At 69.3% G+C, this 23,317-nt stretch carries 18 protein-coding genes; 9 read left to right on the top strand and 9 right to left on the bottom strand.

The window, feature by feature from the left end; all coding sequences use genetic code 11:
- Positions 1-105: 105 nt before the first annotated feature.
- Together ACLARN_RS27985 and ACLARN_RS27980 are read right to left on the bottom strand one after the other, a co-directional pair.
- Positions 106-1,674 carry a multicopper oxidase family protein gene (locus tag ACLARN_RS27985; RefSeq protein ID WP_409494447.1) on the bottom strand — a complete coding sequence of 523 codons (1,569 nt, stop codon included), beginning with the start codon at positions 1,672-1,674 and terminating at the stop codon, positions 106-108.
- Positions 1,671-2,066: a hypothetical protein gene (locus tag ACLARN_RS27980; RefSeq protein WP_409494446.1), complete on the bottom strand. Its 396-nt coding sequence runs from the start codon at positions 2,064-2,066 to the stop codon at positions 1,671-1,673. Before ACLARN_RS27980 ends, ACLARN_RS27985 begins: the two co-directional genes overlap by 4 nt.
- Before the next feature lie 80 nt (positions 2,067-2,146).
- Here ACLARN_RS27980 and ACLARN_RS27975 point away from each other — a divergent pair, with 80 nt between their 5' ends.
- Complete coding sequence (locus ACLARN_RS27975; protein ID WP_409494445.1) at positions 2,147-3,082, top strand: LysR family transcriptional regulator; 936 nt, start codon at positions 2,147-2,149, stop codon at positions 3,080-3,082.
- On the opposite strand, the gene ACLARN_RS27970 is transcribed toward ACLARN_RS27975, so the two are convergent.
- From ACLARN_RS27970 to ACLARN_RS27960, 3 genes are all read right to left on the bottom strand, one after another.
- Positions 3,072-4,166: a S1 family peptidase gene (locus tag ACLARN_RS27970; protein WP_409494444.1), complete on the bottom strand. Its 1,095-nt coding sequence runs from the start codon at positions 4,164-4,166 to the stop codon at positions 3,072-3,074. The two genes, ACLARN_RS27975 and ACLARN_RS27970, sit on opposite strands and share 11 nt — an antisense overlap.
- 539 nt (positions 4,167-4,705) lie before the next feature.
- Positions 4,706-5,851 (bottom strand): GDSL-type esterase/lipase family protein, encoded by a 1,146-nt coding sequence (locus tag ACLARN_RS27965; RefSeq protein ID WP_409494443.1) that lies wholly within the window; start codon positions 5,849-5,851, stop codon positions 4,706-4,708.
- An 8-nt stretch (positions 5,852-5,859) separates the two neighbouring features.
- The gene (locus ACLARN_RS27960; RefSeq protein WP_409494442.1) at positions 5,860-6,432 is read right to left on the bottom strand and encodes a TetR/AcrR family transcriptional regulator; all 573 of its coding nucleotides are present in this window, start codon (positions 6,430-6,432) and stop codon (positions 5,860-5,862) included.
- A 119-nt stretch (positions 6,433-6,551) separates the two neighbouring features.
- Here ACLARN_RS27960 and ACLARN_RS27955 point away from each other — a divergent pair, with 119 nt between their 5' ends.
- The 3 genes from ACLARN_RS27955 to ACLARN_RS27945 all read left to right on the top strand — a co-directional run bounded on the left by ACLARN_RS27955 (position 6,552) and on the right by ACLARN_RS27945 (position 9,472).
- A complete protein-coding gene (locus ACLARN_RS27955) occupies positions 6,552-7,400 on the top strand; it encodes a hypothetical protein (RefSeq protein ID WP_409494441.1) in 849 nt (282 codons plus the stop codon).
- Between the two features lie 18 nt (positions 7,401-7,418).
- The gene (locus ACLARN_RS27950; protein ID WP_409494440.1) at positions 7,419-8,438 is read left to right on the top strand and encodes a hypothetical protein; all 1,020 of its coding nucleotides are present in this window, start codon (positions 7,419-7,421) and stop codon (positions 8,436-8,438) included.
- Positions 8,439-8,611: 173 nt separating this feature from the next.
- A complete protein-coding gene (locus ACLARN_RS27945) occupies positions 8,612-9,472 on the top strand; it encodes an endonuclease/exonuclease/phosphatase family protein (protein WP_409494439.1) in 861 nt (286 codons plus the stop codon).
- 18 nt (positions 9,473-9,490) lie between these two features.
- On the opposite strand, the gene ACLARN_RS27940 is transcribed toward ACLARN_RS27945, so the two are convergent.
- Positions 9,491-9,907 (bottom strand): Dabb family protein, encoded by a 417-nt coding sequence (locus ACLARN_RS27940; protein WP_409494438.1) that lies wholly within the window; start codon positions 9,905-9,907, stop codon positions 9,491-9,493.
- On the bottom strand, positions 9,904-11,085 hold the full coding sequence (locus tag ACLARN_RS27935) for an MFS transporter (RefSeq protein ID WP_409494437.1): 1,182 nt from the start codon (positions 11,083-11,085) through the stop codon (positions 9,904-9,906). Before ACLARN_RS27935 ends, ACLARN_RS27940 begins: the two co-directional genes overlap by 4 nt.
- Positions 11,086-11,147: 62 nt before the next feature.
- Between ACLARN_RS27935 and ACLARN_RS27930 the strand changes: the two genes are divergently transcribed.
- A complete protein-coding gene (locus ACLARN_RS27930; protein ID WP_409494436.1) occupies positions 11,148-13,808 on the top strand; it encodes an AAA family ATPase in 2,661 nt (886 codons plus the stop codon).
- A 25-nt stretch (positions 13,809-13,833) separates the two neighbouring features.
- The gene (locus ACLARN_RS27925) at positions 13,834-14,598 is read left to right on the top strand and encodes an EI24 domain-containing protein (protein WP_409494435.1); all 765 of its coding nucleotides are present in this window, start codon (positions 13,834-13,836) and stop codon (positions 14,596-14,598) included.
- A gap of 64 nt (positions 14,599-14,662) precedes the next feature.
- On the opposite strand, the gene ACLARN_RS27920 is transcribed toward ACLARN_RS27925, so the two are convergent.
- Complete coding sequence (locus ACLARN_RS27920) at positions 14,663-17,647, bottom strand: family 16 glycoside hydrolase (RefSeq protein WP_409494434.1); 2,985 nt, start codon at positions 17,645-17,647, stop codon at positions 14,663-14,665.
- A 437-nt stretch (positions 17,648-18,084) separates the two neighbouring features.
- Between ACLARN_RS27920 and ACLARN_RS27915 the strand changes: the two genes are divergently transcribed.
- Entirely contained in the window at positions 18,085-20,079 is a 1,995-nt protein-coding gene (locus tag ACLARN_RS27915) for an ATP-binding protein (protein ID WP_409494433.1), read from the top strand.
- 68 nt (positions 20,080-20,147) lie between these two features.
- Here the strand turns inward: ACLARN_RS27915 and ACLARN_RS27910 are convergent, their stop codons facing one another.
- Positions 20,148-20,852, bottom strand: coding sequence for a class I SAM-dependent methyltransferase (locus ACLARN_RS27910; RefSeq protein ID WP_409494432.1), 705 nt, complete (start codon positions 20,850-20,852; stop codon positions 20,148-20,150).
- A gap of 98 nt (positions 20,853-20,950) precedes the next feature.
- Between ACLARN_RS27910 and ACLARN_RS27905 the strand changes: the two genes are divergently transcribed.
- On the top strand, positions 20,951-22,264 hold the full coding sequence (locus ACLARN_RS27905) for a hypothetical protein (protein WP_409494431.1): 1,314 nt from the start codon (positions 20,951-20,953) through the stop codon (positions 22,262-22,264).
- Complete coding sequence (locus ACLARN_RS27900) at positions 22,261-23,316, top strand: hypothetical protein (protein ID WP_409494430.1); 1,056 nt, start codon at positions 22,261-22,263, stop codon at positions 23,314-23,316. The genes ACLARN_RS27905 and ACLARN_RS27900 overlap by 4 nt, the downstream gene beginning before the upstream one ends.
- The last annotated feature ends 1 nt before the right edge of the window (position 23,317 follow it).

Raw genomic sequence — 23,317 nt, 5'->3', positions numbered from 1 at the left:
TCTTGAGGAGAACGGCAAAGGCGGCCTGGTGGCCGTGTCGCGAAAGCCACTTTCGGGACATCAGGTGTCCCGAAAGTGGCTTTCGCGACACCCTGGATGGCCCCGTCAGACCACTTCGAAGTTCGCCATCATCGCCATGTCCTCGTGTTCGGCGTTGTGGCAGTGAAAGACGTACCGGCCGCGGTAGCCGTCGAAGCGGGCGATGACCTCGACCGACTCGCCGGGGCTCAGGTCGACGGTGTCCTTGATGCCGCCGTCGAACGGCTCCGGCGGACGGCCGCCGCGGGAAAGGATCCGGAAGCCGACCAGGTGCAGGTGCACGGGGTGGTGGATGTCGGCGACGAACCGCCAGATCTCCGTGTCGCCGAGGCGCGGACTCGCCGATATCAGGTCCGGTGAGAACGGTTCCCCGCCGATCACCCAGCCCGCGCGCCCGTGGACGGTCCCGGCGCGGAACGAGAACTCGCGAGTGGTCGTCGCCTGGTCGCGGGTGAGCGGCGGGATTTCGCTGAGTTTCGACGGAACCCGGCTCTCGTCCGGGGCGCGGCGGGTGACGACGAACCGCATGACCCGCGCGGTCGAGCCGGTGCCGAGCCGGTTCACGAGGGTGACCTCGGTGCCGACCGGGTAGCGGCCGAAGTCGACCACGAGGTCGTACCGTTCCGCCGGGGCGATGGGCAGGTGATCGTGTTCGCGCGGGGTGTCGAGGAGCCCCTGATCGCTGCCGATCTGGACGAACCCGCCGCCACCGGGCGGTGGCGGGTCCAGTGCCAGGTCGTAGCGGCGGGCGTTCGAGCCGTTGAGGACGCGGAGCCGGTACCGCACGGCCGCCACCTCGTGCACCGGCCACGGCGCCCCGTTGACGAGGATGACGTCACCGAAAACACCCTCCACGTAAGCACTTTCCACTCCCGGCGTGGTCCGAAGTGTCCGGTCGAGTGACGGGTACGCGAAGGCGCCGTGCTCGTCGAAGGAGCGGTCGGCGATCATCAACGGCAGTTCGCGCTCCCCGGACGGGAGCCCCAGTGAGTCTTCCTCGTCGTCGCGGACCAGGTGGAAGCCGGCGAGGCCCCGGTACACGGCGGGACCGGTGAAGTCCATGCGATGGTCGTGGTACCACAGGGTCGCGGCCCGTTGCCGGAACGGGAAAACGTAGTCGCGTTCACCGTTCGCGATCCGGGCGCGGGCATCGACCATTCCGTGCCCGACGTGTCCGCCCTCCCAGCCGGAGAGCGGCAGGACGAGATCGGTTGGGTAGCCGTCCGACTCGGCGGGCGTGTGCCCGCCGTGCAGGTGGACCACGGTCGGGACGGGAAGTTCGTTGCGGTGGCGCACCACGGTCGTCCGGTCTCGTCGCGATTCGATCGTCGGGCCGGGGAAGATCCCGTCATAGCCCCAGATCGGGGTCCGGACACCGGGCAGGATCTCGGCCGTCGCCGCCCGTTGGGTGATCGTGTAGTGATCGGCGTCGACGGTCCTTTGTGGACGCAGGACCGGCGGGATCGGCAGCGGCACCCGGAACGGTTCCGGCAGGGGGAGCCCGCTGCGCAGCAACTCGCCGGTCCCCGGTGAAACCTGCGCGAGCAGCCGCGGCGCGGTGAGTCCCGCGGCGAGGAGGACACCGGCTCCACCGGCGAGCCCGAAGAACGTTCTCCGGGGAAGACGGCGACTCATCGGGCGGCCCGCCAGTTCTGCGGCCGCCAGACGGCGATGGTCGTCAGCACCACTCCGGTGACGAGGGCGACGCCGAGGGGGATGTGCAGATCGAGCGCGCCCGCCATCCCGGCGAGGTACTGCGCGGTCTCGCCCGCCGCGAGCAGCAGGCTGATCCAGAACAGCCAGCGTGGCCCGCGGACCAGCCACAGGACCAAGGCCGCCAGGATCTGCGCGTACGCCAGGTAGGACACGGCGTCGGCGCCCCAGCGGTGCAGCCAGAGCATGTCGTAGTCGCCGCCGAGATAGCCGCCGGCGAACACCGGCTGGCCGATGATCGCGACGGCGTGGGCGCTCACGAGCACCCGGTTCACCGCCAGCGTCCGGCTTCGGGTAGTCACGGTTCCACTCACGCGATCGAACGTAAGAGCCGAGGCCTTATGCTGTCCAAGACAAGATTTGTTATCTGTTCATAACTGGCGAGGCATCAGCAGTGGATCTTCTGGCACTCCGGTACTTCCAGACGGTCGCCCGGCTCGAACACGTCGGCCGCGCCGCCGAGAAGCTGCGTGTCGCGCAGCCCTCGCTCAGCCGGACCCTGGCGCGGCTGGAAAACGACCTCGGCGTGCCGCTGTTCGACCGGCACGGCCGCCGGATCCGGCTCAACCGGTTCGGTGCCGCGTTCCTCCGCCGCGTCGACCGGGTACTGGCCGAACTCGACGACGCCCGGCAGGAACTCGACGACGCCGCGGGACTGGAACGCGGCACGGTCACTGTCGTGGCCGAAAGCCTGCTCGTCCTCACCGACCCGCTTCGCACCTTCGTCCCCGGCCATCCGCTGGTGGACGTGCGGCTGTCACAGGCATCGGCGGAGGGCATGGCGGAGAAGCTGCGATCCGGCGACGCCGACCTGTGCGTCACGTCGCAACCCTTGTCCGGCAACGACATCCGAAGCCGGGTGCTGCTCGACGAGCCCGTGAAGCTGTGCGTGCCGTCCGGTCACCGGCTCGCGGGACACGGTCGCGTCGGCCTCGCGGACCTCGAGGGAGAGCCGTTCCTCACCACACGGCCCGGCTACTGGCAGCGCGCGCTCGCCGATCACCTTTTCGCGAAGGCCGGTCTCGAACTCCGCATCGTCTGCGAGGGCGACGAAGCCGCTGTGCTCTTCCAGCTCATCGACGCCGGTCTCGGCATCGCGTTCGTGCCCTCTGTCGGGCTGCGGTCCGCCATCAGCCCGACGGTGGTCTGGCTCGACGTCGACGACCCCGAATGCCGTCGCGTGCTCAGCGTCGCGTGGCGCGAGGACACCTATCTTTCCGCCGCCGCTCGACGCTTTCGCGACCACACCGTCGAGCACTTCCGCGCACAGCCGAAGCCGGGCCCCGGTCAGGCTGACCAGGACCCGGCTTCGGGAGGTGTTACGGGTTGAGGGTGACGCCGTAGGCGCTCATGGCCTCGCCGACCGGCTGGAAGTACGAGCTCCCGCCGCCCTTGCCCGAGGTGATGCCGAGGCCGACACTGCCGGAGAAGAGGCAGCCGCCCGAGTCACCGGGGTTGACCAGCGCGTTGGTCTGGATCAGCTGGTGCACCGAACCTTCGGCGTAGTTCACCGTGACGTTCAGCCGCTGCACCGATCCCGAGGTGAGGCGGGTGGTGCTGCCGCTCTTGCTGATCCGCTGCCCGACGGTGGCGGTGCCGGCGGAGGCGATCCGCTGGGTCGAGCCGTTCCACAGGGTGACCGCGCCCGGGCCGCTGCCGGAGGTGTTGCGGATCAGGCCGTAGTCGTTGGTCGGGAAGCTGGCGCCCTGCGACGGTCCGACGTTCCACTGCGACACCGCGCGGGTGCAGTGGCCGGCGTCGAGGATGTAGTTCTGGCCGCCCTTGTTGGTGTTGAACCCGACCGAGCAGCGGGTGCCGCCGCCGGTGATGGCCTCACCGTTGTAGATCGCGGTGTGCATCTCGCCGGTGGTCCGCTCCACCCGGACCCGGTCGCCGAGCGCTTCGGCGGCCTTCACGAGGGCTTCGGAACCCTTGGCCGCGTCGGACACGGTCAGCACGACCTGGTTGGATTTCGGGTCGAGACCGATCGACGTATGCGTGACCGTGGGCAGCGCCTGCAAGGCGTTCTGCGCGCTCGAAAGCGCCGCAGTGGAGTGCTTGACCACGCGGGCCTGCGCCCCGGTCGCGGTCACCTGGTCCGCGGCGGCCTGGTCCAGCACGTTCACCACGGGTTTGGCGGAGTCGTCGAGGTAGCCGTCGGCGGCACGGGAGCCGAGTGCGGCGGTGACCTTCTGCACCGTCTCGACGCCTGCCGTCTGCGCCCGCAGGAAGTCGACCGCGGCGGCTTCACTGATACCGGCGTCCGAAGCGAGGGACGTCACGGCTTCACGCTGCACGGTGGGGGAGTAGCCCTCGATGGTGGTGGCGGTGGCCGTGGACGGGGCGAGGAAGCCGATGACCGCGGCCGCGGCCACCAGTGTGGTGGCGGTACGGGCTAAGGGGTTTGTGCGCATACCGGGAACTCACTTTCGCGAGGGAGGATCCAGTACGAGGGGTGGCCGCACTGGACACAGTGGGTAGCCGGGCACGGCCAAGGTGGCCCGGCACCGGTGATCCGGTGTCGATCAGGGTGATCCGCTTCCACCGGTGCGGGTACCGACTTTCGTTGGACAGGAAGAAAGATAGGTAGCCGCCGCTGCGCCTACCGACGTATCCGCGCAGAGCAAACGGCGCCGTAACACGGGTGTGTTCACACGCCCGGCCTAGAGATCGTTCCGTGCGCGCCTCGTGGCGCCGGTTCCGGAGAGCGGTACGGGGTTCGCTACGTGGTCGTGAATGGCGATTCGTGTTCTAACACGAACTCGTAACCTGCCCAGTGAAGTCCTGGTCCCGAACCGAGGTCACCGGCGCCCTGGTCGCCCTGAAGTAAACCCCGCACTCGCGTGCTCAGAGCCGTATCTCGCGTGCTCAGAGGCGGATCTCGCGAGTTCGGCCTCCCAGCACGCGAGTCACGTCTCTGAACACGCGAGTTCGGCGAACGGGGTTCATGTACTCAGGACCAGCCGTCGAGGGCGAGCCGGGCGAAGCGTTCCCCGATGAGCCGGTGCGTCGCCGCGTCCGGGTGGAGGTTGTCGGGGAGCGGAAACTCGGCGTGGTCCGCTTCGCCGTACAGGGCAAGGCCGTCGAGGTAACGCAGGTTCGGGTCGGTCGCGCTCCGCTCCTTGACGATGCGGGCGAGTTCGTCGCGGATCGTGGTGAGGGTCAGCTTTCCCGCGGCGGTCTCGGCGGGATCGCCGGTCGCGGTGAACAGCACCTTTCCTTCGCACAGCCCACCGGGGTCGAAGGCGCAGGGACCCGGGGTGTGCTCGTGAATCGGGCAGTAGATCGCCGAGACGACCAGCAACGGCGTGGTGGGGTGCCCGTCCCGGATGGTGTCGAGGAAACCGTGCACGGCCGGGACGAACGCGCGCAGCCGCATCGCGTCGGAGTTGACGAGGTTGATGCCGATCTTGACGCTGATCAGGTCGGCGGGCGTGTCCCGCATGGCGCGGGCGGTGAACGGGTCGAGCAGCGCGCTGCCGCCGAAACCCAGATTGATCAGGTCCACTCCGGCGCGGGCCGCGGCCAGTGCGGGCCAGGTCCCGGTCGGGGTCGCCGCGTTGGAGCCGTGACTGATGGAACTGCCGTGGTGCAACCAGGTCTTACGTTCGCCGGACCGTACACTGTGGACTGTCGCGTTGGTGCGCAAGGCGACCAGCTGAGTGCTTTCGTCGTGCGGCAACCAGATCTCGACGTCCTTCTCCTCGCCTGGCAGGTCATCGAAACGCAAGGTCCGTACGGGACCGGGTTCGGTACGCACGCTGCCGTTGGCCATGTCGATGGTGAGCGTGTCACCGTCGGGCACACTCGCTTGTCCCGCGAGTTGCCCGTCGATGAGGAGTTCGTAGACGCCGTCGGGTCGCGGTGGCGCACCGACGTAGACCCGTTTGGTGGCGATGACGTCCAGTTCGGCGAGCGTGGCCGCGGTGCGGAAGGCCAGCCGGACGCCGGACGGCTGCGCTTCCGTCATGGCCAGCTGGCCGTCGGGGATCTGCTGCCGTGCCGCCGCGGGCAGCCGGTGGGGGAGTATGCCGCGTTCGGTGTACTCCAGGTCGAGGGCGCCGCGTACGAGGTCGGCGGTGATCGGGGTGGTGAGCATTTCCTCGTTCATTTCTTTCGGGGCCAGGCGCGCAGCAGGACATCGAGCGCGTCGAGGATTTCGGTCCAGCTCTCCTGCGAGCCGGGAGTGCTGTGGCTGAAGCCGCCGGCGGACTCCAGGCCGACGAAGCCGCTGAACACACTGCCCAGCAGCCGCACGGCGTGCGTCTGGTGCGGTTCGGCCAAGTCGTAGCCGCGCAGGATCGCACGGGTCAGCTCGGCATGCCGGGCGCCCGCGCTGGTGGCGGCCTGCTCCGGCGTGAGCCGGAATCTCGCGGCGGTGAACCGTCCGGGATGTTCGAGGGCGTAGTCGCGGTGGACGTTCGCCAAGGCGATCAGCGCGTCCCGGCCCGCCAGTCCGGCCACCGCCCTGGAGGCCAGGTCGGCCAGTTCGGCCAGTGCCAGCAGGGCGATCCCGGCCTTGAGTTCCTGGGCGTTCTTCACATGTGAGTACAGGCTCGCGGTCTTGACGCCGCACCGTTTGGCGAGCTCCGTCGGGGTCACCTGCTCGAAGCCGATCTCGTCGGCCATCTCCGCTCCCGCCAGGACCACGCGTTCGGTGGTCAGTCCCGCTCGTGCCATGTTCGCCACGTTACCATAGTCCATTCTGGATTTGCCTAATGCTATTAGGAAGCAAAACCTGGGTTCGGTAGCGGCCGCTCAGACGGAGGCTGGACGCAGTCCGAACGGAGGTGAGCGTGATGAACACAGTGGACCCGGCCCAGTCCCGGCACGACCGCATCGAACGCTGGAGGGGAGACCGGCGCCTGCTCGTCGGCGCGATCGCGGCCTCGGCCGTCGCCCTGGTCTGCGGTTTCCTGGCCGGGCGCGGATTCGGCGACCTCATCGAGGTGTTCCGGACCATGGCGATCGACAGCGTTTTCGACGACCGCGGCGACGGTGATCCACCGTACGGCCCGGTGTGGGGAACCTTCGCGGTCTTCGGCGGTATCGCCGGGGTGAGCCTCGCCAGTGCCGCGATGCGGCGCTACCAGGGACGCCCGTCGGGACCGGTGTTCCCGGTCGTGCCGCTGTTCGCGATGGGTACCCTCGGCATCTGGGTTTCGTCGCGGGAGTGGCTTCCCCCGCTCGCCGTCGGCGTCGCGATCGACCCGGTCTTCCACACGGACGAAAAGTGGGGATTCTGGGGATGGTCGATGTACTACGCGGACCTGTGGGTGCCCGCGTTCATGCTCGTCCTGACGCTCCTCGTGCTGTGGTACGCCATCCAGGTCTCCCGCCGGTACGCCGAGATGGTCCGGACCAGGGACTGGCTGCTGGCGTACGGCCGCCGGGTACCTGCCCAGATCGTCGACGTGAAGGTGCACCTCGGCGGGGACGAATCGGGAACCCGGGTCGTCGGCACGACCGTCACGCTGCGCTTCGTCGACGTCGCGGGCGTCTCGCACTGGGTGACCCGTCGCACCCGGGACACCACGATCACGACCGCCGAAGTGCTGTTCGATCCGGCTTCACCGGCCGACGAGAAGAAGATCTTCGTGGCGCTCCGGCGCTATCCCGCCCTCAGCGACTGGCTGCCCGCGGCCTGAAAGTCAGGAGTTACGTTCATGTCGGCTGTCCCGGTACCGGCCAGACTCGGTCCGCTCGCCTTCGTCCGCGGCTTTCTCACCGGAATCATCAGTGGCACGACCTTGTGCGCCTTCGTTGTGGGCATCATCATCGAGTACGTCCCGCTGATCATCGCCAGCCTGGGACTTCCCCTCGTCTACGGAATCCTGCTCTATCTCGCCGGTGCCCCGCGTCGCGCTCGTGAGGCGGCTGTCGTCCCGGTGGTCGCGCTCGCCAAGATCGAGAGCCTGCGGGCGAGCGGTACGGAAACGGGCGACATCCCGGTCGACTTCGTCCTCACCGTCGCCCCCGACGGCGCGGCGACCCACCGCGTCAAGATCCAGCACGGCGTCAACCTGGTCGACATCCCGAACCACCGGCCCGGCGGCATCCTCGTCGTCCAGTACCCGCCGGACCGGCCGTGGAAGGCGAAGGTCGTGGAGCGGCCGTCCCCGGCGTGGGAGCGCCGCGTGGCCGAAGCCTCGATCGAATCCGCTCCGGAGTCCAGTCTGCTTCAAGAGCCGCCGGAGGGCTGCGCGTTCGGCGTGCTCGCGTTCCTCGGGCTGCTGCTCGGTGCGGCGCTCGTGCTGTTCCTGTTCCGCGCGGAACTCTTCGCGCCGGAAGCACCCGCGCGGGCGGAGGAAATCCAGTCCAGCGTGACCACGTCTTCGTCGGGCTCCGCCACGGTCACCGTCGACCAGTCGCTGCTGGGCGAGGGGGAGTTGCGCAGGGCGATCGACGGGCTGGCGCGGGCAGCGGATGTCTCGCAGGTGATCACCGCGGTGGTCGAGGAACGACGGCTGACCGTGGTCTTCGCGCCGTCCGAGGCTCAGGTACCGCGCTTCGACCTCCGCGCCTTGGCCGTCGACCGTGTCCCGGCACTGGTCAAGAGGGCGACGACCACGATCGACGTCGGATCGCCGCAGACCTGGCAGGTCACGGCCGTCCCGTTCGGGGGCGATGTCAGCCTCCGCGTCCTCGTGACCGGACCCGACGGCAGTGGCTCGCTCCCGGGCTAGGCTCGTGCTCGTGTCGCGAAAGCCACTTTCGGGACATCGGACGTCCCGAAAGTGGCTTTCGCGACATGCCCGACTCGCGGCCACGCGCGGGATCGTTCACCCGAAGTGTCCAGTCGCTGAACACTCGCCTGACGGCTGGACTTCACCCCGGACCACCGGTAGACCAGAATCCCGTGACCTTCGTCCAACGCCGCCTCGCCGGCGTCTTCGCCGTCCTCTTGCTCACGATGGCGGGCCTCGCGGCTCCGGCCGCCGCCGCCACGAACCTCACCGTGCTGAGCTTCAACATCTGGATGCGCGGCTCGCACGGCGGGATCGGTTCGGTGGTGAACCAGATCCGCGCTTCGGGCGCGAACGTGGTGGCGTTGTCGGAGACCGGCGGCGGCGCCACCGAAGCCATCGCCGACGCGCTGGGCTGGCAGCACACCGAACCCGGCTGGGACATCGACGTGATCAGCGCGCTGCCGATCCAGGACACCGATTGGAAGTCCTGGAACGACACGGGCGCGCAGGCCATCACGGCGAAGATCGCCGGTGTCTGGGTCTACGCGATCCACCTGGACTACACGAAATACGGTCCGTACAACGCGTGCTTCGACAAGGACGGCATCAGCACGATCCTCGCCGACGAGACGAACCGCCGCCGCCAGGCCGAGCAGATCGCCGAGTGGACGGGCAGCAGCCCCGGCATCGTCGCCGGTGACCTGAACAGCCCGTCCCATCAGGACTGGACGGCGGCCGCCAAGTCCAGGCACTGCGGTTACGAGGTGGCCTGGCCGACCACGAAGGCGTTCACCGCCCGCGGTTTCACCGACTCCTACCGGAAACTGCGGCCCGACCCCGTCGCCGATCCTGGCGACACGTGGTCCCCGGTGGTCAAGGACAACCAGGGCAGGCCGGAACCGCAGGACCGGATCGACTTCGTCTTCTACCGTGGTGGATCGATCACGCCCAAGAGCAGCCGCACCTTCGGCGGCGGGACCGGTTGGCCGTCGGACCACCTGGCCGTGCTCAGTTCCTTCACGGTGTCCTGACCGGCGGTTCGGAAACGGTCAGGCGCCGTGCTTTCCGGGCGCCGCGCTGCCGGAGTACTCGCCGAGATCGGAGACGAGCTTGGTCAGCTCGGCGTCGTTGTCGTAGCGGCGCTGGTGCAGTTCGGCGATCTTCGCGGCCATCTCCGGGTCCGGGTCGTCGGTGATGTCGAACGACGCGAACTTGTCGACCAGCGGGAGTCCGACCCGGTCGGTGTTCCGGTGCGCCGGGTGGATGAGGTACTCCCAGTAGCCATCGAGATCCTCGATCACGAAGACGGCGCCCCATTCGTACTCGCCGCCGAAATCGCGGCCGACTACGAAGGATTTCACCGAGGGGATGACCCGGCCCTGATTGCGGAGGCTCTCCAGGGCTTCCTCGATCTGTTCCGGGGAGGCGTCGGACCGGAGGGTGAAACGGTTGCCGTGGTAGATCATCGTGTTTCCTTTCGGTTGTTTCGGTTCGAGACAAGGGCGGCGAGTGCCGCGCCCGCTCCCATGGCGATGCCGGTCCAGGTGAAGGTGCCGGCGATGCCGATGGTCTGGACGAGTGGCTGGACGACGAGCGGGGACAGGAACTGCCCGAGGAAGATCCCGGTGACCAGGCCACTGAGTACGCGGCCGCGGTGCGCGGGTTGGGCGAACTCGGCCAAGCGCAGGTTGAGGTTCGGGACGACGAACCCGACGCCGAGGCCGCCGACGAGCAGCCCGGCCACGACCTGGACGACTGTGCCCGCCGTACCGACCAGCAGCCAGCCCAGGCCGAGCAGCGCGACGCTGAGCGTGGTGATCGCGGTGGGGCTCAGCCGTTTGCGCAGGCGGGGGAAGGCCAGGGCGCCGGCGACACTGGTCAGCGTGCTTCCCGCGACCACGGCGCCGATGACGGCGGGGCCGCTGCCGAAACCCTCCAGCAGGAACGGCAGCTGCGTCGGCGCCATGTAGAAGACCAGCGTCGCGACCAGCGCCAGGACGTACACGCCGATGATGCGTCCGGGCAGCCGGGTTCGCTGAACCTCGGTCGCCGCAGGGCTGCTCCGGTGCGGTTCACGCAGGGAGACGATCGCGAAAACGGCCACGATCGCCGACGCCGAGTAGATCCAGAACGGCGCCTGCCAGTTCACCGTGGCCAGCAGCCCGGCCAGTGGCAGGAAAACGACGCCGCCCAGACTCGCGAACGCCTGTTGCAGCCCGAGGAACGAGGCACGGTCGGGGCCGGAGAACCAGTCGGTGATCAGGGTGCTGACCGCGGTCATGATCGCGCCGACGGCGAGTCCGAGCCCGGCCCGGGTCACCAGCAGCAGGTAGAGGTCGTTCACGAAGAACCCGGCCGTGCCGGTGACCGCGTAGAGCACGAGGCCGGACAGGAGCAGCGGACGACGGCCGACGCGGTCGGCGACGATCCCCGACAGCGGCGCGCTGATCGCGATCGCGAGGGAGGTCACGGTCAGCGCCAGCCGCACGAGAAGACCGGCGCCGGGCGTGCCGGAGAAGACCTCCCGCATCGCGGGCAGGCTGGGCGCGATGATCGCCGCTGCCATGATGGTCAGCGTCGCCGCGGCCAGCACGGTGCCGCGGGCCACCCGTGTCGGCGTCAAGGTGTCTGCTCGGTTCGTCACCTCACCAACTTCGCAGCGGCATCCCCCGCTTCGCGTCGGCGAAAATCGCCTATGTTCGCGGTATGCCGACATCGCTGGTGGGCCGGGCCACCGAGATCAGCGCCCTTGACGAGGTGATCGCCGCCGCCAGGAAGGGCGACGGGGGCGCGCTGGTGCTCCACGGCGAGCCGGGCATCGGCAAAAGCGCGCTGCTGGACCACGTGCGGCGCAGCACACGGGACTTCTGGGTCATCGAGGCGTCCGGGGCGGAGTTCGAGACGGAACTCCCGTTCGCCGCGTTGCACCAGCTCTGCGTGCCGGTGCTCGGGCATCTCGGCGAACTGTCCGCCCGGCACCGAGAAGCTCTCGAGGTCGCTTTCGGCCTCGCGACCGGAACGCCGGACCTGTTCCGGATCGGTCTCGCGGCACTGGACCTACTGTCGTCCGCGACGCGGAGAAGTCCGCTGTTGTGCGTGATCGACGACGCCCACTGGCTGGACGACGCCTCGTCGAAGGCGCTGGCCTTTCTCGCCCGGCGGATCACCTCCGAGCCGGTCGCGATGATCTTCGCGACCCGAGGCGGCGGCCCCGGTGGGCTGCCGGGGCTGACGGTCGAAGGACTGCGGGACACCGACGCGCGGACGTTGCTGGCCGACGGCGTTTCCACCCTTGACCCTCGGGTGCGCGACCGCGTCATCGCCGAGGCGCGCGGCAACCCGCTGGCACTGCTCGAACTGCCCAAGTCGGGCGGGTTCGCGCTCCCCGACACGTCGTCGCTGCCGAACCGGATCGAGCGTGGCTTCGCGGCGAGACTGGCCGGACTGCCCGCCGACACCCGGCTGCTGATCACCCTCGCGAGCGCCGATCCGACCGGTGATCCCGCCCTGCTGTGGCCCGCCGCCCGGGAATTGGGCGACGGCGTGGCAGCGAGCGCGGAAGTGGCGGAGGCGTCCGGGCTGGTCGACTTCTCGACGCGGGTGCGGTTCTGTCATCCCCTCGCGCGTTCGGCCGTCTATCGGGCCGCCTCGGCCGACGACCGCCGGCGGGCCCATCGAGCCCTCGCGAGCGTGACCGATCCCGCCGTCGACCCGGATCGGCGAGTATGGCACCTCGCGCAGGCGGCCACCGGTCCCGACGACGACCTCGCCGCGGAATTGGCTCGTTCCGCGTCCCGCGCCCAAGCACGCGGTGGGGTCGCGGCGGCCGCGGCGTTCCTGGAGCGGGCGGCGGCGCTGTCCCTGGACGCCGGTCTGCGCACCGAACACACCCTCGGGGCGGTCGGCGCGAAACTCGACGCGGGCGCCGCCGACGCGGCGGTCGAGTTGCTCACCACCGTGGAGACCGGCTCGCGAGACGAACTCGGCCTGGCGAAGATCGACCTGCTGCGCGGGCGGATCGCGTTCACCCGGCACACCGATGAGCTCGGGACGGACTTCATGCTCCGCGCGGCGCATCGCCTCGCCGAGGTGGATCCGGAATGGTCGCGTGAGTGCTTCCTCGACGCGCTGGAGGTGAGCCTCGTCGTCGGACGGGCGAGCGGGGTGATGGACACCGTGGTGACCGAGGCACGTTCGGCGCCGCCCGCGTCGTCCCCGCCCGACATCCTCGACGCGCTGATCCTGCTCGCCACCGAAGGGCACCAGACCGCCGTCCCGGTGCTGCGCCGGATCCTCGCCGACCGTCCGATGTGGACTCGACGGCCAGCGCTCGCCACGATGATCGCGGCCGAACTCTGGGACCTCGAAACCCACGCGGGGATCGTCGACGGGTTGATGGAGACCGGACGGGAAACCGGGTCGCCACACACGCTTCGGCTCGGCCTCGCGCAGGTTGCGGTCGCCGCCGTGGTCACCGGTGACCTCGGCAAGGCGATGTCCGCCGTCGCCGAAGAAGCGGCCATCGCGGACGCGCTCGGCGTTCCGGCGCTGCGCTATCCACGACTGCATCTGGCCGCGATGCGCGGGCGCCGTGGGGAAGGCGTCGCCTTGTTCGACTCCGCGGCCGCCGAGGGCGGCGGTCAGCTGATCGCCAACGTCCACTGGGCGTCGGCGGTGCTGTACAACGGCCTTGCCGAGTATCCGGCCGCGCTGGCCGCGGCACGGCAGGCGGCCGAGCCCGGCGACCTGTTCCTCGCCGGAGTCGCCTTACCCGAACTGATCGAGGCCGCGATCCGCTGCGGCGAACGCGATTCGGCGTCGGAGGCACTGGAATCCCTGACCGCACGCACCGCTCCCAGCGGTTCCTCGTGGGGCCTCGGCGTCACCGCGTACGCGCGAGGGCTGGTCACCGGCGCCGAAGCTGACTACCGGGAAGCCGTCGAACGTCTCGCCGCGAGCCCGATGATCCCGTACCGCGCCAGGGCTCATCTGCTCTACGGGGAATGGCTGCGTCGCGAGGGCAGACGGCGGGACGCCCGCGAACATCTCCGCACCGCTCACGAACTGCTGTCCGGCATGGGCATGGAGGCCTTCGCCCGCCGTGCCGCCGACGAACTGCGAGCCACCGGCGAGGTGGCCCGCGGCCGTTCCGCCACCGGCCGCGACGAGCTCACCCTCCAGGAAGTGCACATCGCCAGGCTGGTCGCCACCGGCGCGACGTCGAAGGAAGTGGCCGCACGCCTCTTCCTCAGCCCACGCACGGTGGATGCCCATCTGCGCAACATCTTCCGCAAACTCGGCATCACCTCACGTCGCCAGTTACGGGACCTGCCGGACCCGGAGATCATCGGCAACCGGCGGTCGTGATCACGGTCCCTGGTAGAAATGTCCGATGCGGGATTTCTTCAAGGGTTTCCGGATGTTCGGGCAAGGCCTGGGCATCCTGCTGCGGTCACCGAGACTGCTGCTGATCGGGGCACTGCCCGCGGTGCTGACCACGCTGCTGCTGCTCGGCGGGGTCGTCGCGCTGGCGTTCTGGATCGACGATCTTTCGCTGCTGCTCACTCCTTTCGCGGACGACTGGTCGTCCGGGCTGCGGACGACGATCCGGGTGGCGGTCGGCGTCGCGGTGTTCGGGGCGGTGCTGGCGATCTGCATGATCGGGTTCACCGCGATCACCCTCGCCGTGGGCGGGCCGTTCTACGAGCACATCGCGGAGAAGGTCGAGGACGACTTCGGCGGGGTTCCCGGCGCGGTGGAGTTGTCGGGGTGGCGGTTGCTGGTGATGGGCCTGAAGGACGGGCTGTCGCTGGTGCTGCGCTCGCTGCTGTTCACGATCCCGCTCCTGATCGCGGGCTTCATCCCCGTGGTGGGGCAGACCGTCGTGCCGGTCCTGCTGGCACTGGTCACGGCGTGGTTCCTGGCGCTGGAACTGATCTCCGTGCCGTTCTACCGGCGGGGGATGGGCTTGAAGGAGCGGCGTCAGCTGCTGCGCAAACGCCGCGCGCTCGCCCTTGGGCTGGGGCTTCCCGTGTCGCTGTTGTGCCTGATCCCGTTCGCCGCGCTCATCGTGATGCCGGTGGGTTTCGTCGGCGGTGTGCTCGTCGCCCGTGAGGTCCTGAACCCGACCGTGCGTGAGCCGCACGAAGTACGCTGAGGACGAGCTTGACCGCCTGTGCGTGCCGGTGGGAACCGGCGTCGCACAGGCGGTCGGCTTCGTCCTAACCGATGGGCTCGATCCAGATGTTGCGGAACTTCGGGTTCTCGCCCGGGTCACCGTGGTCCTGGAGGCGGATCGCCCCCGGGCTCGCGCTCTCCGGGATGTTGTCGCCCGTGCCGCCGTCGATGGCCACGTCGTTGTGGACCACGACGCCATTCCAGACCACCGTCACCCGGGCGTTGTCGGTCTTGTTCCCGGCGCCGTCGAATCGCGCGGCGCGGAAGGTGACGTCGTAGGTCTGCCAGGTACCGGGAGCCGTCGCCATGTTCCGGTCCGGCGCCCGCTTCGAGTAGATCGAGCCCGCCTCGTTGTTGGCGAGCGTGGTGTCGCCGAACGACTCGAGCACCTGGAGTTCGTAGCGTTCCTGGAGGTAGACGCCGCTGTTGCCCCTGGCCTGCCCGGTCACCTCCGGCGGGTAGTTCGGCTCGTTCCACTCGACGTGCATCCGGAAGTCGCCGAACTGCTGTTTCGTGCGGATGTCACCGCCGTTCGACTCCATCGCGCCGCCCGCCACCGGCCAGGTCGCGGCACCTCCCACGCGTTTCTCCCAGGCGTTCAGGTTGGTGCCGTTGAACAACTGGATCCGTTGCGCCGCGGTGACGGTGAGGTTGTCGAGGTTGACGTTGCCCGCGTCGCCGCTGTCGTAGCGGTAGGAGATCGTGTTCGCCCCGGCTTTGAGGGTGAGTGTTTCGGGTTGGGAATTCCAGGTGTCCCAGTTGCCGGTGCTCGCGAGCCGAACTTGTCTGACCTTGGTGCCGTTGACGTAGACGCTCACGGATTTCGTCCCGGGCGCCGGATCCGGGCCGTTCGAGTAGCGCAAGGCCGCGTTGTAGGCCCCGGCGGTCGGCGCGTTCACGGTGAACGTCGTCGAGGCGCCCTGGTTCCAGTACCCGTCGACGAACCCGGTGCCCGCGTAACCCGCGTGGTTGGTGTTGGTCGCGGCGCCACCGGTCAGCGCGGCCCGCTCGGCCTCGTAGGTCGTGCTCGCTGGCGGGCCGCCGACCAGCGAGTTCAGCGTGTACCACGCCTCCGTGCTCCACAGCGCCGCACCGGACTCCGCGGCGAACGGGCGCGGGGACCGCACGTGCACCACGTGCCCGGCCTTCAGTCCCGCTACCTGGAGCGTGACCTTCTTGCGGTCCGGGGACAGGCTCGCGGAGGTGACGGACAGCGTCTGCTCGCCGACCTTCGGCCCGCCGTACGCGGAGGTGGGCTGGTAGCGCCACTGCTGTGCCTGGTACTTCGCCGCCAGGTTCTGCGCGGTCCCGGCCGACAGCGGCTGGGTGTACTCCAGTTCGAACCCGCCCGCGACGGCGCGCATCGCGCGGATGTCGAAGGCGTTCGTGCCGTTCGGCGTCACCTTCTGGAGACCGTAGGCGAGCTTGCCGGGCTGACCCCAGTTGCCGCCGCCGTTGATCCCGCCGGTGTAGATCGCGCCGTCGGGCCCGAGGCTGATCCGGCTGACACCCGACTCGAGTCCTTGCGTGAGGCGGAAAACGGCGCCCTGGTACTCGCCGTTGACCTTCTCCAGGAACGCACGCTGAAGACCGCCGTACGTCACGTCGCCGTACACCATCTGCCCGGCGAAGGGACCCTGCGACAGCATGACCATGTTGCTCGGCGAGTTCGCGATCTCGTTGTGCGGCAACCACAGTACGGGCGCGGTCACCGGCTTCGCGTCGAACGGTCCCGGGGGATTGGTGTAGTGGTTGAAGAAGCGGTCCTGTTTGACCCGCACGAGCTTGTTCGCCGGGAGCCAGCCGCCCTGGTTGTCGGTGACGAAGACGTCGCCTTCCGGCCCCCAGCCGATGCCGTGCGGCGTGCGCAGCCCACCGGCGACGTAGGAAACCTGACCGGTGGCTTTGTTGATCTTGATCGTGGTGCCGCGGTTCGGCGCGGGCTGCGGGTCGGTGGTGGCACCGCCGTAGTTGATGGACACGGAAAGGTTGGCGTAGAAGAAGCCGTCCTTGTAGAGCAGGCCGAACGCGAACTCGTGGAAGTTGCCGCCGTACGGCCAGGTGGCGACCGTGCGATAGTCGTCGGTCACTTCGTCCCCGTTGGTGTCGTTCAGTTCGACGAGCCGCGTCTTCTCCGACACGTACAGCTTGCCGTCGACGTACTTGACGCCCATCGGTTCCTTCAACCCGCTGGCGACCCGCTTGGTCTGGACCTTGGTCGGGTCGGTGTTCCCGCTGACGTTGCTCAGCAGGTGGACCTCGCCGAGCACCTTCTCGGAACCGCCCCAGGTGGCGATGGCGAGCCGCCCGTCGGGCAGCCAGTCCATCCCGGTGACCTGCGGCTGGAAACCGTTCGGGCGCAGGTTGGTCAGCGTGAAGCCGGGGTGGACGGCGTTCAGCGGCAGGCCGTCACCCGGCGAGTCCGCGGCGCCCTCGCACTCCTTGCGCCCCGGCGCCGTCACCCGGACGACGTCGGCGTCGGTGCTGAGCACGGAATTCGGCACGAGCGCGAAATCGGCCGCGCCCGGCGGCCGCCATTCGAGAGTGACCTGTTGATCGGCGGTGTTGTCGAAGTGATCGATCCGCAGCGCGTGATACCCCGTGCCCAACTGGACCGAACCGGTCGCGGGCGTCCCCGAGTGCAGGCCGTCGTGGTTGATCACCCGCTGGCCGTCGATGAGCAGCCGGGAGCCGTCGTCACTGGTGAGCCGGAATTCGTACTGGCCGGCGGTGGTGACGTTGATGTTGCCGATGACCTCGGAGACGAACTGCTCGTTGAGCCCGAAGTCGGCCGTGCCGGTCCAGTTGATCGTCGGCATGAGCTTGTCGACGTTGGGCGTCTGCCCGGACTTGATCACGCAGAGCTTGGTGATCTCGCGTTGGAGGTCGTACGTGCGAAGTGTGACGCCTGGTTGCTGGGGCGGGATGGCCGCTTCGGCCGGGGCTGTCACCAGCCCGGACAGAGCCGTGACCAGCGCCAATGAGGCGACGATGGACCGGTTGAAGCGCTTGCGGACAGACGGAAGCATCGTTGCTCCTCGGGTCGGCGGCGGAGCACCTCTGTGACGTCCGCTGAACCTAGAAGCACTTTCGCTTGAAGTCAACGAAAGTGTGTACAGTCCGGGCGAAAGTTAGGCCTAATGGTCGCGCCACGCTCTCTGCGTGTCGGATGTCGCGAAAGCCACTTTCGCGACATCTGATGCCCCGAAAGTGGCTTTCGCGACGCAGCCGTTGGCTTTGGCCGGTCCAACCGCGTACAGGATCAACACCGTCGCCTCCGGATCCACTGGAGGCGACTCCAGCGAAGCCAGGAACTGGGCGAAAGTGTCGACGTGCTTGCGCCATTCAGGTGGGAACGGAGGAGAACCCGCGACAGCGGCCGGTGCCAGGGCGACTTCTGGATATGGATCGTTGGGAAGACGAGTCCGCGGCCCGGTCTCCGTTGACGCCGCATCAGCTGCCCGCTGTGACCGCCACGTTCGTCGGGAGGGAGGTGGAACTGGCCAAACTCGGCGATATCGCGGGCCGGGGCGAGGACGGCCATTCGGTCGCGGTCGCGATCGTCGCCGGCGCGCCGGGCGTGGGGAAGACCGCGTTGGCCGTGCAGTGGGCGCATCGGCAGCGCGACCGGTTTCCCCATGGCGATCTCTATTGCGATCTCCACGGCTACGCTCCCGGGCCGCCGAGTAACCCGCACGAGGTCCTCGCCGGATTCTTGCGAGCGCTCGAAGTCCCCGGGAAGATGATTCCGCGAAGCCTCGAAGCGAAATCGGCGCTCTTCCGTTCCTTGGTGAATGATCGCCGGTTCGTCATCGTCCTGGACAACGTCACGTCCCCGGACGAGGTCCGTGCCCTGTTGCCCAGTACGTCCGGCTGCTTCGTCATGGTGACCAGCCGCAGCAGCCTGTCCGGTCTCGTCGTGCGCAACGGCGCCCGGCGGATCACCCTGGACATGCTGTCCCCGGCCGAATCCGAAGCCTTGCTGCGCAAGGCGATCGGGCCGGACCGGGCGGACGAAGAACCGGGTGCGACAGCGAAACTCGCCGATCTGTGCGGCCATCTGCCGCTCGCGCTGCGGATCGCGGGCGAGCGCGTGGCCGCCCATCCTTACCTGCGTCTCGCCGACCTCCTGGCCGAACTCGCGTCGGAAGCGCGGAGGCTGGACGCGTTCGAAACCGGCGACGACGAAATGTCCGCCTTGCGGCCCGTGTTCTCGTGGTCGTACCAGGCGTTGGATCCCGCGACCGCCCGCGTCTTCCGGTTGCTCGGCCTGCATCCCGGCCCGACGATCAGCGTGGCCACCGCGACCGTGCTGGCCGGTACGCCGACCGCCGATGTCCGGCGCAGGCTCGACAAACTCACCGGCGGCTGCCTCCTTGCCGAAGTCGATCGCGACCGGTTCCGTTTTCACGACCTGCTGCGTGTCTACGCGAAGGAATGCGTCGAAGCCGAGGAGTCGCCCGAAGAGCGGGAGAACTCGTCCAAACGGTTGCTGGAGTGGTATCTCGCCTGTGCCGACTCCGCGGATCGTGTGCTCACACCCATGCGAAGGCGCACCGCCCTCGAGTTCTCCGCCTCCGACAAGCTCGAATTCGACACCTACGGGGACGCGCTCGCCTGGTGTGAGGCCGAGCAACCCAATCTGGTCGCGTGCGTGCACGGCGCGCTGGCCGCGGACCGGCCGTCGATCGCCTGCCGGTTGCCGCTCGCGTTGTGGGCCTTCTTCACCCTGCGCAAACCGTGGGCCGACTGGATCGCGACCTACAAAACCGGGGTCGACGCCGCCAGGCGCTGCTCCGACCCGTTCAGTGAGGCGTCACTCCTGGCCGGACTGGGGATCGCGCACCGGGACCTGTGCCGGTTCGAAGAAGCGATGGAGTACCTGGAGTCGGCACTCGCCATCCGTCGCCGGATCGGTGACTCCTGGGGACAGGGTCAAGCGCTGATCAGCCTCGGGATCGCCTACCACGAACAAGGACGGTTCGCCGAGGCCCTCGAGCGCCACGCCGACGCGCTGGCGGTCTTCCACGCGCTCGGCGACGAATGGGGAGCGGCGCAGACCCTGCACTTCCTCGGTCTCACGAACCACGAGCTGGGCCGGTTCGATCAGGCCTACGAGAACCTGCGGCAGGCGTTGGACATCCGCCATCGGATCGGCTACCGCTACGGCGAGGCGGAAACGCTGGTGGGGCTCGCGCTCGTGTTCCAGAAGATCGACCGGAGCGGGGAATCGGCGGGACAGCTGGACCGGGCGCTGGAACTCCGGCGTGACATGGGGGATCGCTACGGCGAGGCGGCGGCGCTGGACCATCTCGGCCAGCTCTGGAAGGCGAAGGGCAAGGTCGACTCGGCCCGGGGCTGCTGGGGTGACGCGCTGAAGATCTTCAACGAACTCGGCGCGCCGAGGGCGGCGGACGTGTACGCCCGACTCCGGCGGGTCCAGACCGCGCCGGGCTCGTGAAGGCTTCCCCAAGTACATGAAGGCCCCCTTCCTGTACATAGGCGCAAGGAAGGGGGCCTTCATGTACTTCAAGCCCCCTTCCGCGCCCAGGCAACCAGCCCCCGTTTCGTGAGCGGCAGCGGAACCTCCACCGAACCGGCGAGCCGCCGGGCGGCCGGTTCCGGAAGGCCCCTGCCCCGTAGGAACAACGCGACCGCGTCGTGGTCGGGAAGCGTCACGAGCCGGGCGTCCCAGGACCGGACCGATTCCACCTCGAAAACCTTTCCCAGCAGGGTTTCCGCGACCTCCGCGTCGAAGCTCGACGGCCGTCCCCAGCGGGGGAGCGCCCAGGCCAGCTCGGGGTCGTTCCACCGGCTGGACGTCGAAACGGCGAGGACGCCGCCGGGAGCGAGGACCCGGCTCACTTCGGTGAGTGCCTCGATCGGTTCGGGCACGTGGTGCAGCATCCACAGAGCCGCGGCGCCGTCGAAGGTCCCGTCGCGGAAGGGAAGACCGGCGACGTCCGCCCGGACCGCGAACCCCGGTGCCCGCGACACATGCGACGACAGATCCGCCACCACGGTCGGAGTCTTCCGGCGCGTGAGCAACCGCGAGAGTGCGCCGGTGCCGCCTCCGACGTCGAGCACGAGCGAGCAGCCTGCGAGACGGTGAGCGATCTCCGGATGGACGTCACCGCACGAGGAGAACCGTGCCGTCGAGAGGACGTTGGCCGCGAAGCGCCCGGGGTCGGTCTCGTAGTCGACGGGTACGGCATCGTTCGCCGGCGTCGGCATCCAGGACTCCTCCCGCCCACGGCCTTCCAGGGTAAGGACCGGGAGAAGCCGTCCGCGTCGTCTGCTCGGTTAGAGTGCGCCTCAGAGAGGGGAGGGCGATGACGACGGGATCGGGCGAGTCCCGGCTGCGGTCGGCCGTTCTCGCGCAGGCGTGGGAGCGCATCCCCGGGGTGGAGGTCCTGTCGTCGGCCGACGGCGGCCCGCTGACCCGGACGATCAAGAAGATCATCGACCCGCTGGTGATCCGTACGGCGGCGCGTCCTCGGCTCGGCCGTCCGGTGCTGGATCCGGGTGCGGCGGCGGAGCTGACGGAACTGCTCTTGGCCGACGCGGACCGGCTGTGTGCGACGGCCGCGTGGTTCACCCACCTGAAACGGCAGCGCCGCGCTTTGCGCATCACGGCGGGCAACGTCCAGGACGTGTGCTTCCCGCTGGCGTACGAGCTGGCGACAGGTTTCGGCATGCCGGGTCCGGAAGCACCGGCGACGGCCGCGGCGGCGTTGCGCGATCTGCACGGTGAGGGCGGCGCGGCGGGCGTCGATCAGCTCACCGGGTATCTCGCGGATCCCCGGCTGGCGGCCGATCTGACCGCGGAACTGCATCGTCGCTGGCACGCCGAATCCGCCGCACCGCAGGACATCACCGCGCTCCAGGCCTTCGTCGAGAGTCTTTCCGACACCGCCTGGCGGGCCCTCGCCGAGTCGGCCACCGGGCACGCCCTCGGACTCGCGCTGCGAAGGCCGGGTGGGGCGCGAGCCTTGCGCCAGGCCGTCCAAGAGATCTCCGGGCTGCCCGTACCGGACCTCGGCCTGCAACGCGGCGACCGCACCGCTGTCCCGCCGCTGAGCCGGCGCGACGAAACCGGCACCGAACTTCTCGAACGCAGTGTCGAGCGCCGGGTCCGCGCGACCCTGCGCCGTCTTCCGCCGGACGAGAGGGCTCCCATCGCCGAACTCGTCGACGACGAACTCGCCCGTGTCGCCGCCGGGTTCGGGCTCGGCCTGCCCGCCTTGGCCGCCTGCTTCGCGCTCGGTGTCGTCCTCGCGCCCGCGTTGCGTCCACTCGACGGCGCGGCGCCCGCGGGCGTCCCCGAATTCGCGCGGCAGCTCAACGCCCAGGTCGCGCGGGAGGGTTACGTGCTGCACGCCCGCCGCGCCCTGGCCGGTGCCACGCCGCTCACCCCGCGGCCCGACGCCGAACTTCTGCGCGATCTGCGTGAGTTCGCCAAGCAGTTCCTCAGTAGGCTGTGGGTCCGGCTGCACGGGTTCGACGTCCGCGGCGACCTGCCCGCCGACGCCGCCGACGTGCGTGACCTCGTCACCGGCGTGGTCCGGTCGACCTCGCTGGATCTGCGGACGAAGGTGCGCCGCGCGCTCGTGGCCCGCCTGCCGGATCTGGAGGCCGTGTCGTGACGCATCCGGTGCACACCCCCGTCGTCGCGGCGGACGGCGGCCTCTTCCGGTTCGCCCTCGCCGATCTGCTCGCCGGCCGGGCGTCCTCGATGCGGCTCGAACTCACCGACGCCGGTGCCGCCGAACCGTGGCTGACCCGGCTCGCGGGCACGGAAACCAGCCTCGCCGTGCTGGCCAAGGGCCAGGCGGACCTTCCCGTCAGGCCGGAACTGGGCAGGCTCGCTTTGCTGCTGTGGCTGCGTCGATGGTGGCCCGCCAGTCCGTCGCTCGGGTTGCCGTCGCTCGACCCGGCGTTGCTCGACCTCGAAACGGCTGCCGCGACGGCCGCGGTCGAGGACATCGCCGAAGGTCTTCTCGACAGTTTCGAAGCTTCCCCGGCCGAGCTGTTCGACACCGCGATCGCGGACGGCGCCCTCCTGGCCGCCGCGCCATCGGTCGCCGGCGAGGTCCGAGACCTGTGCACCCGTCTCGCGGCCCGGTTCGACGACCAGGACGACGTCGTGCGCGCCGAAGCCGCGGCGGAAGTGCTGGCACGCCTGGAAACCGCGGTACCGGGCCAACGTGCGTACGCGCTGGCAGCGGGCACCGATCCCGTCGCACCCGGCGAAGGCGTGCTCGCGGGCGGACGGGCGAGCGTGGACTGGGCACGGGTGCCGCCGGGGATCCTGGACGCCGCCGAAGAGACGGTGACCTGGCGGATCGTCACGGCCGCGGCCACCACCCGGCTCGAAGTCGACGTCGCGGGGGCGTTCGCCGACGCGACGCTCACCGCGGTCGCGACCCTCGACGGCGAGCCGTTCGCGGAGGTGCCCTTGGCACTCGGCGCCGGGCGGTTCACCGGGGCGGCGGACCTGGACGAAGCCGCGTCCCGTCTCGTGGCAAGCGTCCACAGTGGACGAATCGGGCTCGTCGTCGGCGTGGCCGCCGAGGGCGTCGCCGGGACCACGGCGGAAGACCGGGCGGAAGTGGTCGCGCTCGTGCGGGCCCGACCGCCGGAAGACCGGACACTCGCCGAACGGGCGGCGGCCGCTTCCACCGAAGAGGAGTTCTGAC

The organism is Amycolatopsis sp. cmx-11-12 (assembly GCF_046269425.1).
In the GTDB taxonomy this organism is placed as follows: Bacteria; Actinomycetota; Actinomycetes; order Mycobacteriales; family Pseudonocardiaceae; genus Amycolatopsis.
Note: the sequence above shows the minus strand (reverse complement) of the source record. Positions and strands in the feature narration are given on the sequence as shown.

Coding starts and splice junctions, on each gene's coding strand:
- ACLARN_RS27910 (WP_409494432.1), bottom strand. CDS start 20,852: ATGCCGACGCCGGCGAACGATGCCGTACCCGTCGACTACGAGACCGAC.
- ACLARN_RS27955 (WP_409494441.1), top strand. CDS start 6,552: ATGAACACAGTGGACCCGGCCCAGTCCCGGCACGACCGCATCGAACGC.
- ACLARN_RS27920 (WP_409494434.1), bottom strand. CDS start 17,647: ATGCTTCCGTCTGTCCGCAAGCGCTTCAACCGGTCCATCGTCGCCTCA.
- ACLARN_RS27950 (WP_409494440.1), top strand. CDS start 7,419: ATGTCGGCTGTCCCGGTACCGGCCAGACTCGGTCCGCTCGCCTTCGTC.
- ACLARN_RS27905 (WP_409494431.1), top strand. CDS start 20,951: ATGACGACGGGATCGGGCGAGTCCCGGCTGCGGTCGGCCGTTCTCGCG.
- ACLARN_RS27985 (WP_409494447.1), bottom strand. CDS start 1,674: ATGAGTCGCCGTCTTCCCCGGAGAACGTTCTTCGGGCTCGCCGGTGGA.
- ACLARN_RS27930 (WP_409494436.1), top strand. CDS start 11,148: ATGCCGACATCGCTGGTGGGCCGGGCCACCGAGATCAGCGCCCTTGAC.
- ACLARN_RS27925 (WP_409494435.1), top strand. CDS start 13,834: ATGCGGGATTTCTTCAAGGGTTTCCGGATGTTCGGGCAAGGCCTGGGC.
- ACLARN_RS27940 (WP_409494438.1), bottom strand. CDS start 9,907: ATGATCTACCACGGCAACCGTTTCACCCTCCGGTCCGACGCCTCCCCG.
- ACLARN_RS27960 (WP_409494442.1), bottom strand. CDS start 6,432: ATGGCACGAGCGGGACTGACCACCGAACGCGTGGTCCTGGCGGGAGCG.
- ACLARN_RS27965 (WP_409494443.1), bottom strand. CDS start 5,851: ATGCTCACCACCCCGATCACCGCCGACCTCGTACGCGGCGCCCTCGAC.
- ACLARN_RS27970 (WP_409494444.1), bottom strand. CDS start 4,166: ATGCGCACAAACCCCTTAGCCCGTACCGCCACCACACTGGTGGCCGCG.